General features: G+C 71.3%; 12 protein-coding genes. 9 read left to right on the forward strand and 3 right to left on the reverse strand.

Annotated features, from left to right (window positions below; translation table 11 throughout):
- The first annotated feature begins 691 nt into the window (after window positions 1-691).
- From bioB to bioD, 3 genes are read left to right on the forward strand one after another with little or no spacing between them, the layout of a single operon-like run.
- Window positions 692-1849, forward strand: coding sequence for a biotin synthase BioB (bioB, locus tag G3I71_RS41450; RefSeq protein WP_164323457.1), 1158 nt, complete (start codon window positions 692-694; stop codon window positions 1847-1849).
- Window positions 1842-3122: an adenosylmethionine--8-amino-7-oxononanoate transaminase gene (locus G3I71_RS41455; RefSeq protein ID WP_164323458.1), complete on the forward strand. Its 1281-nt coding sequence runs from the start codon at window positions 1842-1844 to the stop codon at window positions 3120-3122. The genes bioB and G3I71_RS41455 overlap by 8 nt, the downstream gene beginning before the upstream one ends.
- A gap of 2 nt (window positions 3123-3124) precedes the next feature.
- Window positions 3125-3844 carry a dethiobiotin synthase gene (bioD, locus tag G3I71_RS41460; protein WP_164323513.1) on the forward strand — a complete coding sequence of 240 codons (720 nt, stop codon included), beginning with the start codon at window positions 3125-3127 and terminating at the stop codon, window positions 3842-3844.
- A gap of 73 nt (window positions 3845-3917) precedes the next feature.
- Here the strand turns inward: bioD and G3I71_RS41465 are convergent, their stop codons facing one another.
- Window positions 3918-6182, reverse strand: coding sequence for a LuxR C-terminal-related transcriptional regulator (locus tag G3I71_RS41465; RefSeq protein WP_343243237.1), 2265 nt, complete (start codon window positions 6180-6182; stop codon window positions 3918-3920).
- Between the two features lie 217 nt (window positions 6183-6399).
- On the opposite strand from G3I71_RS41465, the gene G3I71_RS41470 reads away from it, so the two are divergent.
- The gene (locus G3I71_RS41470) at window positions 6400-7086 is read left to right on the forward strand and encodes a triacylglycerol lipase (protein WP_164323462.1); all 687 of its coding nucleotides are present in this window, start codon (window positions 6400-6402) and stop codon (window positions 7084-7086) included.
- A 106-nt stretch (window positions 7087-7192) separates the two neighbouring features.
- Window positions 7193-7918 carry a class I SAM-dependent methyltransferase gene (locus G3I71_RS41475; RefSeq protein ID WP_164323464.1) on the forward strand — a complete coding sequence of 242 codons (726 nt, stop codon included), beginning with the start codon at window positions 7193-7195 and terminating at the stop codon, window positions 7916-7918.
- Here G3I71_RS41475 and G3I71_RS41480 read toward each other — a convergent pair.
- Window positions 7913-8287, reverse strand: coding sequence for a fic family toxin-antitoxin system, toxin component (locus G3I71_RS41480; RefSeq protein ID WP_164323466.1), 375 nt, complete (start codon window positions 8285-8287; stop codon window positions 7913-7915). The two genes, G3I71_RS41475 and G3I71_RS41480, sit on opposite strands and share 6 nt — an antisense overlap.
- Window positions 8288-8291: 4 nt before the next feature.
- Window positions 8292-8531 (reverse strand): toxin-antitoxin system HicB family antitoxin, encoded by a 240-nt coding sequence (locus G3I71_RS41485; protein WP_164323469.1) that lies wholly within the window; start codon window positions 8529-8531, stop codon window positions 8292-8294.
- A gap of 169 nt (window positions 8532-8700) precedes the next feature.
- Here G3I71_RS41485 and G3I71_RS41490 point away from each other — a divergent pair, with 169 nt between their 5' ends.
- The 4 genes from G3I71_RS41490 to G3I71_RS41505 all read left to right on the forward strand — a co-directional run bounded on the left by G3I71_RS41490 (window position 8701) and on the right by G3I71_RS41505 (window position 13692).
- Window positions 8701-9555: an ABC transporter ATP-binding protein gene (locus G3I71_RS41490; RefSeq protein ID WP_164323471.1), complete on the forward strand. Its 855-nt coding sequence runs from the start codon at window positions 8701-8703 to the stop codon at window positions 9553-9555.
- A 6-nt stretch (window positions 9556-9561) separates the two neighbouring features.
- Entirely contained in the window at window positions 9562-12129 is a 2568-nt protein-coding gene (locus tag G3I71_RS41495; protein ID WP_164323473.1) for an FtsX-like permease family protein, read from the forward strand.
- A 283-nt stretch (window positions 12130-12412) separates the two neighbouring features.
- Window positions 12413-12868, forward strand: coding sequence for a hypothetical protein (locus G3I71_RS41500; protein WP_164323475.1), 456 nt, complete (start codon window positions 12413-12415; stop codon window positions 12866-12868).
- Between the two features lie 140 nt (window positions 12869-13008).
- Window positions 13009-13692: a class F sortase gene (locus tag G3I71_RS41505; protein ID WP_164323477.1), complete on the forward strand. Its 684-nt coding sequence runs from the start codon at window positions 13009-13011 to the stop codon at window positions 13690-13692.
- Window positions 13693-13730: the final 38 nt, after the last annotated feature.

The following is a 13730-nucleotide window of genomic DNA, read 5'->3' on the forward strand; positions in this document are numbered from 1 at the left end:
CCGCGGTTACCTTGAACTCCGCCGCCACACGCGTATTCGGCTTCCCGCCCCCGCACTCCAAGACGATGCGTGCCCGCTCGACAAAACGGGGCGCCACCGCCCCGCCCGCCCAGCGCAGCAACTCGGCACGCTCCTCATCGGACAGCACAACTTCGACGGCACGAGGACCCCGAGACATGAAAACAGGCTACAGACTTAAGCCCGCGAATTCAGGCGCACCACACTAGTGTGATGCGCCAGAGATCCGTCGGCAGAAGCGGGCGAGTGAGTCGAGGATCTCTTCGGCTGTCTTGGTCCACCCGTCCAGTACGCTGCGGAGCGCGATTGCCGCGTGCGTGGCCCGTTCGCTCAAGATCCGGTCGTGCGCCTCGCGGTCCCCGGCCGCTGCGTGGGGGATGTCGAGAGCTTCCAGAACAGCCCGCACCAAGTCACGCACGGCGCTTGAGGGAACAGCCCATTCGGGGATGTTGTAGGAACCCTCCATACTGATCCACTGGCCCTTGCGTCTCGCTCATGTCTCTCACCAAATCGGCGGTGAGATGCGGACTTTGGGCCTCTGACCCGGTCTTCCATGCTCTCTGTGGACCCCACGTACTGGGGTGGTCGTGTTACATACCCCACACGTCGAAGCGCCTCTCTTGTACGAACCCTCCTTTCCCTCAGCCGGTCGGATACGTCAGGATCGGCTTCCATGGACCTGCTGACGACGCTGGTGGACAAGGGGCTGCGGCGCGAGCTGCCGACCCGTGAAGAGGCGCTGGCCGTGCTGGCCACCTCCGACGACGATCTTCTCGATGTGGTGGCCGCCGCCGGGAAGGTGCGCCGGCACTGGTTCGGGCGGCGGGTGAAGCTCAACTATCTGGTCAACCTGAAGTCGGGTCTGTGCCCCGAGGACTGTTCCTACTGTTCGCAGCGCCTCGGCTCCACCACCGGCATCCTGAAGTACACCTGGCTCAAGCCGGACGAGGCCTCGAAGGCCGCGGCGGCCGGGCTGGCCGGGGGCGCCAAGCGGGTCTGCCTGGTGGCGTCCGGGCGCGGTCCGACGGACCGGGACGTGGACCGGGTCGCCGGCACCATCAAGGCGATCAAGGACCAGAACGAGGGCGTCGAGGTGTGCGCCTGCCTCGGGCTGCTCTCCGACGGCCAGGCGGAGCGTCTGCGTGAGGCCGGCGCGGACGCCTACAACCACAACCTCAACACGTCCGAGGCCACCTACGGCGACATCACCACCACCCACACCTACGAGGACCGGGTCGACACCGTCCAGAAGGCCCACGCGGCCGGACTGTCCGCCTGCTCGGGCCTGATCGCGGGCATGGGCGAGAGCGACGCGGACCTCGTCGACGTCGTCTTCTCCCTCCGCGGCCTCGACCCGGACTCGGTTCCGGTCAACTTCCTGATCCCGGTCGAGGGCACCCCGCTGGCCAAGGAATGGAACCTCACCCCGCAGCGCTGTCTCCGCATCCTCGCGATGGTCCGGTTCGTCTGCCCGGACGCGGAGGTGCGCATCGCGGGCGGCCGTGAGGTCCATCTGCGCACGATGCAGCCGCTCGCCCTGAACCTCGCCAACTCGATCTTCCTCGGCGACTACCTCACCACCGAGGGCCAGGCCGGCCAGGCCGACCTCGACATGATCGCCGACGCCGGTTTCGAGGTCGAGGGCGCCGACCAGGTCACGCTGCCGGAGCACCGGGCGGCGGCCGGCGGCGGCTGCGGCACCGCGTCGGCGGGAGCGTGCGGCACGGAGGCGGGCGCCTGCGGTTCGGACGCTGCGGCGCCCGAACCGCGCACGGACCTGGTCACCGTACGCCGCCGAGGTGCCGGAACGGACCTCGCACCCAATGCCTGACCTGCCCCTGTCCGACCTGCTGGACCTGGACCGGCGCCACGTCTGGCATCCGTACGGGCCCATGCCGGGCCGGGTCGAACCGCTCGTCGTGGAGTCGGCGAGCGGGGTGCGGCTGCGGCTCGCGGGCGGGGCGGGCGAGCTGGTCGACGGGATGTCGTCCTGGTGGTCGGCGATCCACGGCTACAACCACCCGGTGCTCAACGAGGCCGCGCGCGAGCAGCTCTCCCGGATGAGCCACGTCATGTTCGGCGGGCTCACCCACGAGCCCGCCGTACGGCTGGCGAAGCTACTTGTCGACCTGTCGCCGGAGGGGCTTGAGCACGTGTTCCTCGCCGACTCGGGGTCGGTTTCGGTCGAGGTCGCGGTCAAGATGTGTCTGCAGTACTGGCGTTCGATCGGCCGCCCTGCCAAGCAGCGCCTGCTGACCTGGCGCGGCGGCTACCACGGCGACACCTGGCAGCCGATGTCCGTGTGCGACCCCGAGGGCGGCATGCACGAGCTGTGGCAGGGTGTCCTGCCCCGCCAGGTGTTCGCGGACGCGCCGCCCACGGAGTACGAGGAGTCGTACGCCGACCACCTGCGCTCGACGATCGAACGGCACGCCGACGAACTGGCCGCCGTGATCGTCGAACCGGTGGTGCAGGGCGCGGGCGGCATGCGGTTCCACTCCCCCGCCTATCTGCGGGTACTGCGCGAGGCGTGCGACGCCTACGGCGTGCTGCTCGTGTTCGACGAGATCGCGACCGGGTTCGGGCGCACGGGCGCGCTGTTCGCGGCGGAGCACGCGGCGGTGACGCCGGATGTGATGTGCGTGGGCAAGTCGCTGACCGGCGGTTATCTGACGATGGCGGCGACGCTGTGCACGGCACGGGTGGCCGACGGCATCTCGCGCGGCAAGGTCCCGGTGCTCGCCCACGGCCCGACCTTCATGGGCAACCCCCTGGCGGCGGCCGTGGCCTGCGCCTCGATCGGCCTGCTGCTCGACCAGGACTGGCGGGCGGAGGTCAAGCGGATCGAGGCCGGCCTTCGGGACGGGCTCTCCGGGGCGGCGGAACTTCCCGGGGTCCGGGACGTACGCGTGCTGGGCGCGATCGGGGTGGTCCAGCTCGACCACGAGGTGGACATGGCGGCGGCGACGGCGGCGGCCGTGCGCGAGGGCGTGTGGCTGCGGCCGTTCCGCGACCTCGTCTACACCATGCCGCCGTACGTCACCGGCGACGCGGACGTGGCCCGGATCGCGCGCGCGGTGTGCGCGGCAGCACAGGAGGGATGAGCATGCCGATCCTGGTGATCACGGGGACGGGCACGGAGGTCGGCAAGACGGTCACGACGGCCGCCGTCGCCGCCACGGCCCTCGCGGCGGGCCGCACGGTGGCCGTGCTCAAGCCCGCGCAGACGGGGGTACGTCCGGACGAGCGCGGGGACGCCGACGAGGTCGCGCGGCTCGCGGGTGACGTACGGACCCTCGAACTCGCCCGCTATCCCGACCCGTTGGCCCCCGCGACGGCCGCCCGCCGGGCCTCGCTGCCGCCGGTCCGCCCGGCCGAGGTGGCGGAGGCCGCCGCGAAACTCGCCGCCGAGTACGACGTGGTTCTGGTGGAGGGCGCGGGCGGACTGCTCGTACGCTTCGACGACGAGGGCGGAACCCTGGCGGACACGGCCGAACTGCTGGACGCGCCGATCCTGGTCGTCGTGTCGGCGGGCCTGGGCACCCTCAACGCGACAGAACTGACGGCCCGTGAACTCTCCCGCAGAGACGTCCACTTGACGGGCATCGTCATCGGAAGCTGGCCCGACTCCCCGGACCTGGCAGCCTGCTGCAACCTGGCGGACCTGCCGGTGGTCGCCGGAGCCCCTCTGATCGGGGCACTACCTGCGGGGGCGGGGACGCTACCCCCAGCCAACTTCCGCACGATGGCTGGAAGTTGGCTGGCGCCAATGCTGGGCGGAACATGGGACGCGTCAGAATTCGGGGAGCGACAGGCGCCCTTGTAGGGGCGCGGGGCTGTATCGATCTGCGGCTCCGCCGCGGGGCGCGACAAGCCGCCCCCACCGGCGCGCAGCCCACTCACAACCCCGCCTCCCCCAGCAACCGCACCAGCTCGATCCGCGACCGGATCCCCAACCGCGAGAAAACCCCCCGCAGATGGTGATCGATCGTGCGCGGACTCAACGCCAGCCGCACAGCGATCTCCCGATTGGTCGCACCATCCGCCGCCATCCGCGCAACCATCAACTGCTGCGCCGTAAGGCGGGCAGTGAGATCCGCCGGCCCCGACGTGACAGTCACCGGCGCCCCCAGCGCCCGAAGTTCCGCCCGTGCCTGCGTCGCGCAGTGCGGCGCACCGAACGTCTCGAACGCCTCCAGCGCGCTGTGCAGCCGGTCCCGCGCCTCGGCCCGCTGGCGCAGCCGACGCAACGCGCTGCCGAACAACAGCTCCGTACGGGCGCGTTCGAAGTCACGCGTGCCGTGGCCGTGCAGGTCGAGGGCCGTGCGGTAGTGGTCGACCGCTTCGGCGCCGGGGGCGAGCAGAGCGCGGCAGCGGGCGCTGAGAGCCAGGTCGTCCGGGCTGCGGACGGCGGTGGCCCAGCGGTCGTAGTCGGCGTGGGCGGCGCGTGCGACGCGGGTGTCGCCAGTGCGGACGGCGGCCTCGACGTAGTGCGGGGTGGCCAGGTGCCGGATGGCGCGGTGGCCGTGGCCGGGGCCGAATCCGGCGAGGGCGCGCAGCCGGGCGGTGGCGCTCTCGAAGCGGCCGGTGGAGAGGTCGAGGAAGGCGAGCGCCCACAGGGCGAGCGCGGCGGGCAGGCCCAGGCCGTGGGCGCGGGCGTGGGTACGGGCGGCCTCGGCGCGTTCCCGGCAGACCTCGCCGTCGCCGGTCACCGCCGCGAACATGGCGAGGGCGGCCTGCAGATGACAGGCACCGTTGTCCTGGCCGGTGGCGTACGCCTGCCAGAGGGCGTCGGCCGCGGCGGCCTCGGCGGCGCGTGGGCGTCCGGTCCAGAAGTCGGCGTAGGCCCGGAACTCCATGGCCTGCGGGACGGTCACCGTCTCGCCCCGGGCCCGGGCGGAGGCGGCTGCCCGTACGGTGGCGCGTTCGGCGCCGGAGTGGTCGCCGAGGAGCAGCGCGGCGATGCCGGAGTGGATGAGCAGGGTGGGGTCGCCACCGGGACCGCAGCGCCCGGCGGCGGCCTTGAGGAGGTTGCGGGCGTCCTCGTACCGTCCCTCGACGGCGGCGGCGAGTCCCGCGAGGGTGCCGGGCGGGATGATGCCGAGCCGTGCGGCCACGGTGGCCGCCTCCCGGCAGCGGCGGAGGTCGCCGGTGTAGACGGCGGCCTCGGTGGCACGTGCCAACAGATGCACGGCGACGTCGAGAGCGGGGTTCGGGACACTGCGCGACGACTGTGAGTCCGGGTGCGGGTACCGGGTCGCGTACGGGTAGGCATACGGGTCGTCCGGTGTGCCGAATCGTTCCGCCGGGCCGGAGTGAGGCCCTTGATCCTCGGCGGAACGATTCAGCACGCTCGCCCCGATCCCTCCGCTCCCCTGCTCCAGCGCGGCTCTCGCGTGCCGGACCGCGGCCGTCAGCAGCTGGTCGAAGGCCTCCGTCGCGTTGCCCGACCGCAGGGCGAGCATGCCGCCCAGCGCACTCCCGTCCGAGGACGCCACCAGACCGCGGGCCCGGTCCCCGTCACCGCGGTGCCAGGTGTCGGCGGCGGCCCTGGAGAGCAGCCGGGACCGTTCGCGGGAGTCGGACGAGAGGGCGGCGGCGCGCTCGCCGAGGGATCCGGCCAGGAGGTGGTCGCCCACCTCCCGGGCCTCGTGCGCGGCGCCGCCCAGCTCGGCGACGAGCCGTGCGCTGGGGCCGAGGGCGCCGGCACCCCGGTGCCAGGAGCGCCTGGGCGACTCACCGTCGCCGTGCAGGACGCGGGCCAGCAGCCGGTGCATGTCGCGCCGGTCCGCCGAGGACCCGGACTCGTAGGCCGCGATGCGCGTCCACGCGTCGCGGAAGACGACTCCGCCCGCCGTCGCGTGGGCGATCCCGGCCGTCTCGGCGGGTTCGAGGGCCCCGGTGTCGAGGCGGGCCGCGGCGACCGCGCGCAGGAAGGCGTGGGTCTGCACCGGGTACTGGTCGGCCGCGGCGAGGAGCAGCAGCAGCCGGGTGTCGTCGGGCAGGACACGGATCGCCCGGCGGTGCGCCCGCAGCAGTTCGGGGGCGAGCGCGGCGGGTTCCGCCGGTAGCGGATCCAGGCCCGCCGCCTGCCGTTCGGTGAGGAGCGGTACGAGTTCGGCGGCGGCGCGCGGATCGCCGTACGCGGCACACAGGACGCGCACGCGGACGCCTTCGGGAAGTGGGGGGCCGAGCTGCTGCCACGCGTCCGTGAGCTCCGGTGGCGAAATGCGCGGCTGAGGCGGGGGATTCACCGAGGTCACCACGCCACTCAGGTTACTGGCGAGTTACAAGGCACGTAAAGACCGGCGATTTCACCGATGCGGCGCGCGTAGACCCGGCCTGACACTCCAGCCAACCCCACGCATATCAGGAGGCACCATGCAGCGCCATATGCGACGCATCACAGCAGCCGTCTCGGCCGTCGTGTCCTCTATGCTCCTGTCTCTCTCGCTCACCGCGACACCCGCCCAGGCCGCGACCCACAATCCGATCGTCTTCGTGCACGGCATCAGCAGCTCGTCGAGCAGCTGGAACGACTGGGTCGCCGACTTCAAGGCCGACGGCTACACGGCCGCCGAGCTGGACGCCTGGTCGTACTCCTGGTCCCAGTCCAACGTCACGACGGCCCAGCAACTGGCCACCGAGGTCAAGAGAGTTCTGGCCGCGACAGGCGCCTCGAAGGTCGACCTCATCGTCCACTCCATGGGCGCGCTCAGCGCTCGCTACTACCTCAAGAACCTCGGCGGAACCGCGTACGTCGACGACTTCGTCTCCACGGCCGGTACCAACCACGGCACGTCGCTCGCCTCTTGGTGTGCGTGGCTCTACACCTCGTGCTCCGAGATGAACACGGGAAGTTCGTTCCTCACCTCGCTGAACTCGGGCGACGAGACGCCGGGCAGTGTGTCGTACGCCAGTTACTGGTCCAACTGCGACGAGGCGCTCACCCCGGACACGACCGCGATCCTGAGCGGCGCCACGAACGTCGAGGTCGGCTGCATCTCGCACGACGAGATGAACAACGACTACGGCGTCTACTCGCAGGTCCGTACCTTCATCGCCTGATCCCGCCGGATACGGCCTGATTCCGCCGGTTCCCGGCGACAGCGAGGGTGCGCGGGTCCCGTGCGGGGGACAATCGCGGTGAGGTCGTTCCTCCTCGGGAGGTCCCATGCCGCTACGGTCCACCGCAGGCTCCGGCAAGGTGCCGCGGGATTCCGTGCACCATCCGCTGTTCGCCCGTTACTACGCCCGGCTCAGTGTGGCCGCCGAGACCGGCATCGGCCTGGGCGCCCTGCGGCACCGGCTGCTCGCCGGGCTCTCCGGACGGGTGATCGAGATCGGCGCCGGAAACGGGCTGAACTTCGCGCACTATCCGGATGCCGTCTCTGAGGTCGTCGCGATCGAACCCGAGCGCCTGCTACGGCAGTTGGCCGTGGAGGCGGCGATGCGTTCCGAAGTGCCCGTCGATGTGGTGCCGGGCGTCGCCGAGGCGCTGCCGGTGAAGGGCGAGGCCTTCGACGCGGTCGTGTTCTCGCTGGTGCTGTGCAGTGTCCGGGACGTGTCCCGGGCGCTCGGCGAGGTACGGCGGGTGCTGCGGCCCGGTGGTGAGGTGCGGTTCCTCGAACACGGCGCCGGAGGCGGGCCCGCGATGCGGTTCACTCAGCGCGCCCTCGACCGCACGGTGTGGCCCGCGCTCGTCGGCGGCTGCCATGTGGCCCGGGACCCGGTCGCCGCGCTGCGGGACGCCGGGTTCGAACTCGGCCCCTACCGGCGGCTGTTGCTGCCCGAGAAGGGGCCGCGACTGCCCACCTCGTACTGCGTGCTGGGCAGCGCGTGGCGTCCCCCACAGCCGGGGACAGAGCCCGGGCCGGAGACGGCGCGGGACCCCTCATAGGCTCCACTGGCGCAGTTCGTGCGCGATGTCGTGCACCGAGGCGTTGCCGGTCTTCACCAGCCGGGCCAGATCGCGCACCTGCTCGGGCGAGGTGACGACCTTGACCCCGCTGGCGATGAGGTAGGCGTAGGCGACCGCGGAGGCGAACAGCGCGTTGGAGCGCTCCAACGCGGGCACATGCAGCAGGAGTTGGAGCAGGGCGGCGGCCCGGGCGTGCGGGTTGTCATAGACGGGGATGTCGAATATCTCGGCCTCGTGGCGGGCGACGGCCGCGACCAGAGCGCCCCAGTCGGAGACCTGGGGGTCTCCGGGCGTCTTCCGTTCCGCGATCATGAGGAGCCAGGCGAGGTCGATCCTGAGGTTGTCCAAGGGTTCAGTGACGACCTTCGCGCTTGCCTTCACGGTCCGTGCCGAACTCTTCGGCGAAGACGGACTCGTACTGCTTCATGAAATCGGCGGCGGCCTCCACGAAGGTGTGGCCCGCCTCGCCGGTGTCCTGTTGGACCAGCTCTTCTATGTAGCGGTTGACGCTCATTCCGCGGGACAGGGCTTTTTCGCGCGCCGCGCGGGCGGTGCCCTCATCCACCCGGACGTTCAGCTGAGTCTTCGCCATACCTAGACGCTAGCGCGGGAGTGCTAGCACCCGCAAGGGGGCCACCCAAGAGCGAAAAGGGATACCGGGTGTGCGTCCCGTCACACTACGCTCGGCCGGAACAAGGGACGAGGGACGTCGGCACGACATCGGGACGGCCACGACCGGCAAGCCATCGAAGGAGGCAGTCTTGTCCACACCTGCTGCGGAGCACGCCCCCGGGCGCGCGGAGGCGGACGGGACCGCGGCCCGCGCCCGCGCGCTGACCAAGGCGTACGGCTCGGGCGAGACGACCGTGCTCGCCCTCGACTCGGTCGACGTGGACATCGCGCGTGGGCGCTTCACCGCGGTCATGGGGCCGTCGGGGTCGGGCAAGTCCACGTTGATGCACTGTCTGGCGGGGCTCGACACCGTGTCGGCGGGGCAGGTGTGGCTCGGCGACACGGAGATCACGGGGCTGAAGGACCGCGACCTGACCCGGCTGCGGCGGGACCGGATCGGGTTCATGTTCCAGTCGTTCAACCTGATCCCGACCCTGAACGCCGTCGAGAACATCACCCTGCCGATGGACATCGCGGGCCAGAAGCCCGACCAGAAGTGGCTGGACCAGGTCATCGACACACTGGGGCTGCGGGACCGGCTGAAGCACCGGCCGGCCCAGCTCTCCGGCGGGCAGCAGCAGCGCGTGGCCTGTGCCCGGGCGCTCGCCTCGCGCCCCGAGCTGATCTTCGCGGACGAACCGACCGGAAACCTCGACTCCCGCGCCGGTCTTGAGGTCCTCGGCTTCCTGCGCGAGGCCGTCGACGACCTCGGCCAGACGGTCGTCATGGTGACCCACGACCCGGGCGCCGCCGCCCACTCCGACCTGGTGCTCTTCCTCGCCGACGGCCGGATCGTGGACGAGATGGCGCGGCCCACGGCGGAGGCGGTCCTGGAGCGCATGCGCCTCTTCTCCGGCGGACCGGGACAGACCCGGGCCGCCTCCCCCGATACCCCCGACGACGCCGACGCCCCTTCCCTCACCAAGCCCACCGACGAGGACTGACACCCCGTGCTGAAGGCAACGCTCAGGAGTTTCCTCGCCCACAAGGGCAGACTGCTGCTCTCCGCGCTGGCCGTCGTCCTGTCCGTGGCGTTCGTCGCGGGCAGCCTGATCTTCTCCGACACGGTCACCCGCACCTTCGACCGGCTCTTCGCCTCCACGTCCGCCGACGTCACGGTGAGCCCGCGGGAGGACTTCACATCACAGGTGCCGTCCGGCGAGGCTTTGACCCTGCCCGCCTCCCTGGCACGGCGAGTGGCCGGTGTCGACGGCGTCGCGGAGGCCCACGCGGACGCGTCCGTCGAGAACCTCACCGTCGTCGACGACCGCAACAAGTCGGTGTCCCCGACCTCCGGCGCCCCCACCATCGCCACCGACTGGTACCTCACCGACCGCAGCCCCGTCGAACTCACCTCCGGCCATGTCCCCCAGGGCGACGGCGAGGCGCTGCTGGACGCGGACACCGCCGACAGCAAGGACGTGGGGATCGGCGACACGCTCACCGTCCAGGCGCAGCCGGGGTCGTTCAAGGTCAGGATCGTCGGGATCGCCACCTTCACCACCACCAACCCGGGCGCGGCGCTGCTGTTCCTGGACCCGAAGACCGCGCCGACCATGCTGCTGGGTGCGCCGGACCGGGCCACGAGCATCTCGGTGACCGCCGCGAGCGGGGTGAGCGACGCCGAGCTGAAGAGCCGTATCGCGAAACAGATCGGCACCAGCGACTACGAGTTGGCCACGGCAGCCGAACAGGCCGAGTCCGCCGCCGACCAGCTCGGCGGATTCCTCGACGTGATCAAGTACGTGATGCTGGGCTTCGCCGGGATCGCGGTGCTCGTCGGAGTCTTCCTGATCGTCAACACCTTCTCGATGCTGATCGCCCAACGCACCCGCGAACTGGGCCTGTTGCGGGCGCTCGGCGCCGACCGGCGGCAGGTGCGCCGGTCCGTGCTGACGGAGGCGGTGCTGCTCGGCCTGGTCGGCTCGACGCTCGGCCTCGCCGCCGGGATCGGGCTCGCGGCCGGGCTGATCCAGCTGATGAGCGCGTTCGGCATGAACCTCAGCTCGGCCGACATGGTGGTGGGCTGGCCAACTCCCGTGTCGTCGTACGCCGTCGGGCTCGGCGTGACGTTCCTGGCCGCCTATCTGCCGGCCCGGCGGGCCGCGGTGGTCTCCCCCATGGCCGCGCTCTCGGACGCCGAAATCGCGGGCGTGGGACGGCCGTTGCGGGTACGGGCGGTGGTCGGCGCGATCGTCGGGGCACTCGGAGCCGCCGCACTGGTGGGCTGCGCCACAGCCGGCGAGACATCAACCTCCGCTTCCCTGCTGGGACTCGGTGTCGTCCTCACGCTCCTCGCGACGGTCATCGCGGGCCCACTGCTGGTCCGGCCGGTCATCCGGGTCCTCGGCGGCGCGTTCCCGGCGATCTTCGGGCCGGTCGGCATGATGAGCCAGCGCAACGCCCTGCGCAATCCCCGCCGTACGGGGGCGACGGCCGCCGCGCTGATGGTGGGCCTCGCCCTGGTCGGCGGGATGTCCGTGGCCAGCGCCTCGATGACCAAGTCCTTCGACCAGCAGATCGACAGGACGCTCGGCGCCGACTTCGTCGTACAGAACGACAACTTCGTGCCGTTCTCCCAGGAGCTCACCGCCAAGGTGCGGGCCACGGACGGTGTCGGTCTCGTCGTGCGGCAGCGGTTCGTGCCGGTCGCGGTGCAGTTCCCGGACGGCAAGCGCCTGGAGACGACGGCCGCCGGGTACGACGCGCGGCTCGACGACGTCGCCCATGTCGACTACGCGCAGGGCGACACGGCCGCCGCGCTCGCGGACGGCCACCTGGCGATGTCCGCCGACTACGCCAAGGACCACGACGTGCGCCTCGGCACGGTGCTGCCGGTGGAGTTCGCGGACGGCGGCAGGACCGAGCTGACGGTCGGCGCCCTCACCGACCAGGGCAGCGCCGAGGGGTTCGGGACGCAGGGCGGGATCTACTTCGGGATCGCCGTCGCCGAGAAGTACGTGCCGGGCGGCCAGGACTCCGCGCTGTACGTCAACGCCGCCGGCGGCACGAGCGCCGACTCGCTGCGTCCCGCGCTGGAGCGGACCCTGGACCCGTATCCGCAGGTCAAGGCGCGTGACCAGGCCGACTACAAGGAACTGATCCGCAACCAGATCGCCGTACTGCTCTACCTCGTGTACGCGCTGCTGGGGCTCGCGATCGTCATCGCGGTGCTCGGCGTGGTCAACACCCTCGCTCTGTCGGTCGTGGAGCGCACGCGCGAGATCGGGCTGCTGCGGGCCATCGGACTGTCCCGGCGGCAGCTGCGCCGGATGATCCGGCTGGAGTCGGTGGTGATCGCCGTGTTCGGTGCGGTGCTGGGGCTGGGGCTGGGGCTGGTGTGGGGCGTGTGCATCCACCGGGTGCTGGCCCTGCAGGGCATGGAGGCGCTGGCGATTCCCTGGGTCACGATCGTCGCGGTGGTCGTGGGCTCGGCGCTGGTCGGCATCGTGGCCGCGCTGCTGCCCGCCCTGCGTGCGTCCCGGATGAACGTACTGGCGGCGATCGCGCACGAGTGACGGGCGATGCGTGCAGTCGTGTCGCCGCCGATCGGGTTGCGCGTACGGCGTGGCTCGGGCCGGGAGGTGACTGCCGGTCAGCCGATTAAATACCTGGTCAGAGCTTTGTTGCTCGCTCCGGGGATGGCCGGCCGCCCGAACCGGGTACCGCCGTGCGGGTCAGTCGGGTGGGCGGCTCGAGTGGTGCGGCGGGCCGGTCTGGCTGACGGTGGATCACGTCGGGGCCGGGTCTCGTCAGCTGACATCACGTCAGCGCCCCAGCCGCGGCGGAAGGACTTCGACCATGCGCTCTGCCCGCCTGCTCCTCGCTACCGCGACGGCCACGGCCGCTCTCGCGATCGCCGCACCCGGCGCCCTCGCCGCCGACGGCGGCGACTGGGACAACGGTGACTCTTCCTACAGCAAGGAGCACGACAAGGACAGCAAGCACGACAAGCCGAGCGGTGGAGTGCACACAGGTGGCGGTGCGCTCACCGCGGTGAACGAGGGCGGCGACTGGAGCAAGGGCGACAACACGGACGAGGCCAAGAAGGGCGACTGGAGCAAGGGCGACAACACCGACGAGAGCAGCAAGGGCGACTGGGGCTCCAAGCACGAGAAGCCCAGCGGTGGCATGCACACCGGTGGCGGCGCGCTGGCGTCCCCGAGTGTCACGGCCGGCGGGCTGGCGGCCCTGGCGGTCGTCGGCGCCGGTGCGTTCGCGATGCGCCGCAGGAACGCGGCCGACGGGGCGTCCTGACCGATGCCTGACATAGCAGCCGGGGCCGTCGCGTGCGCACATCCGCCTGTGCGCACTGCGGCGGCCCGGCCGGTTCACTCCCTCCGAGTCCGTCTCGGTCCCCTACGTGCTGTGCCCGTGTTCCAGTGAGGTGGTTCCCGATGGCAACCCCGTTGCCTTCCCCCGTTGAGCCCACATCGGTGTCGCCCAGGCGGCGCCTTGTCGTACGTCTGATCGCGTGGACCGTCGTTCTCCTGATCCCGGCGGTCTTCCTCTTCTCCGGGAACGACGAGTCGACCGACGACGCCCGCGCGCCGCGCGCCGCCGCGGCCCACGCTCCGTCCTCGTCGTCCGCGCCGAAGTCCTCGGTCGCGCCGCAGGCCGGAAAGCAGTTGCCGCGGGCCAGGCCGACGCGGCTTCTCATCCCGGCCATCGGCGTGGACGCGCCCTTCGTCGGCCTCGCCATCGGCGACTCGGGCCAGCTCGAACCCCCGCCCGCCGACGACGTGAACATGGTCGGCTGGCAGGCGGACGGCGTGTCCCCGGGCGAGGCGGGTACCGCGATCATCGCCGGGCACGTCGACACGGCGACCGCCCCCGCCGTGTTCGCGGGGCTCAGCGAACTGAAGAAGGGGAACCGCTTCTCCGTCAACCGGTCCGACCGACGCACGGCCGTCTTCGTGGTCGACAGTGTCGAGACGTTCGCGAAGGACGACTTCCCCGACGAGCGCGTGTACGCCGACACACCGCAGGCACAGGTCCGGCTGATCACCTGCGCCGGTGACTACGACCACTCGGTGCGGGACTACACCGACAACCTGGTGGTCTTCGCCCACCTTGTCTGACCCGTCGCCGTCCGACGGGAGCCCACCTGGGGGATCAG

Source organism: Streptomyces sp. SID12501, assembly GCF_010550245.1.
In the GTDB taxonomy this organism is placed as follows: Bacteria; Actinomycetota; Actinomycetes; order Streptomycetales; family Streptomycetaceae; genus Streptomyces.

Bases quoted from the DNA above. Each gene is read 5' to 3' on its own strand.
- G3I71_RS41475 (WP_164323464.1), top strand. From the start codon at position 7,193: ATGCCGCTACGGTCCACCGCAGGCTCCGGCAAGGTGCCGCGGGATTCC.
- G3I71_RS41505 (WP_164323477.1), top strand. From the start codon at position 13,009: ATGGCAACCCCGTTGCCTTCCCCCGTTGAGCCCACATCGGTGTCGCCC.
- G3I71_RS41470 (WP_164323462.1), top strand. From the start codon at position 6,400: ATGCAGCGCCATATGCGACGCATCACAGCAGCCGTCTCGGCCGTCGTG.
- G3I71_RS41455 (WP_164323458.1), top strand. From the start codon at position 1,842: ATGCCTGACCTGCCCCTGTCCGACCTGCTGGACCTGGACCGGCGCCAC.
- bioD (WP_164323513.1), top strand. From the start codon at position 3,125: ATGCCGATCCTGGTGATCACGGGGACGGGCACGGAGGTCGGCAAGACG.
- bioB (WP_164323457.1), top strand. From the start codon at position 692: ATGGACCTGCTGACGACGCTGGTGGACAAGGGGCTGCGGCGCGAGCTG.
- G3I71_RS41485 (WP_164323469.1), bottom strand. From the start codon at position 8,531: ATGGCGAAGACTCAGCTGAACGTCCGGGTGGATGAGGGCACCGCCCGC.
- G3I71_RS41500 (WP_164323475.1), top strand. From the start codon at position 12,413: ATGCGCTCTGCCCGCCTGCTCCTCGCTACCGCGACGGCCACGGCCGCT.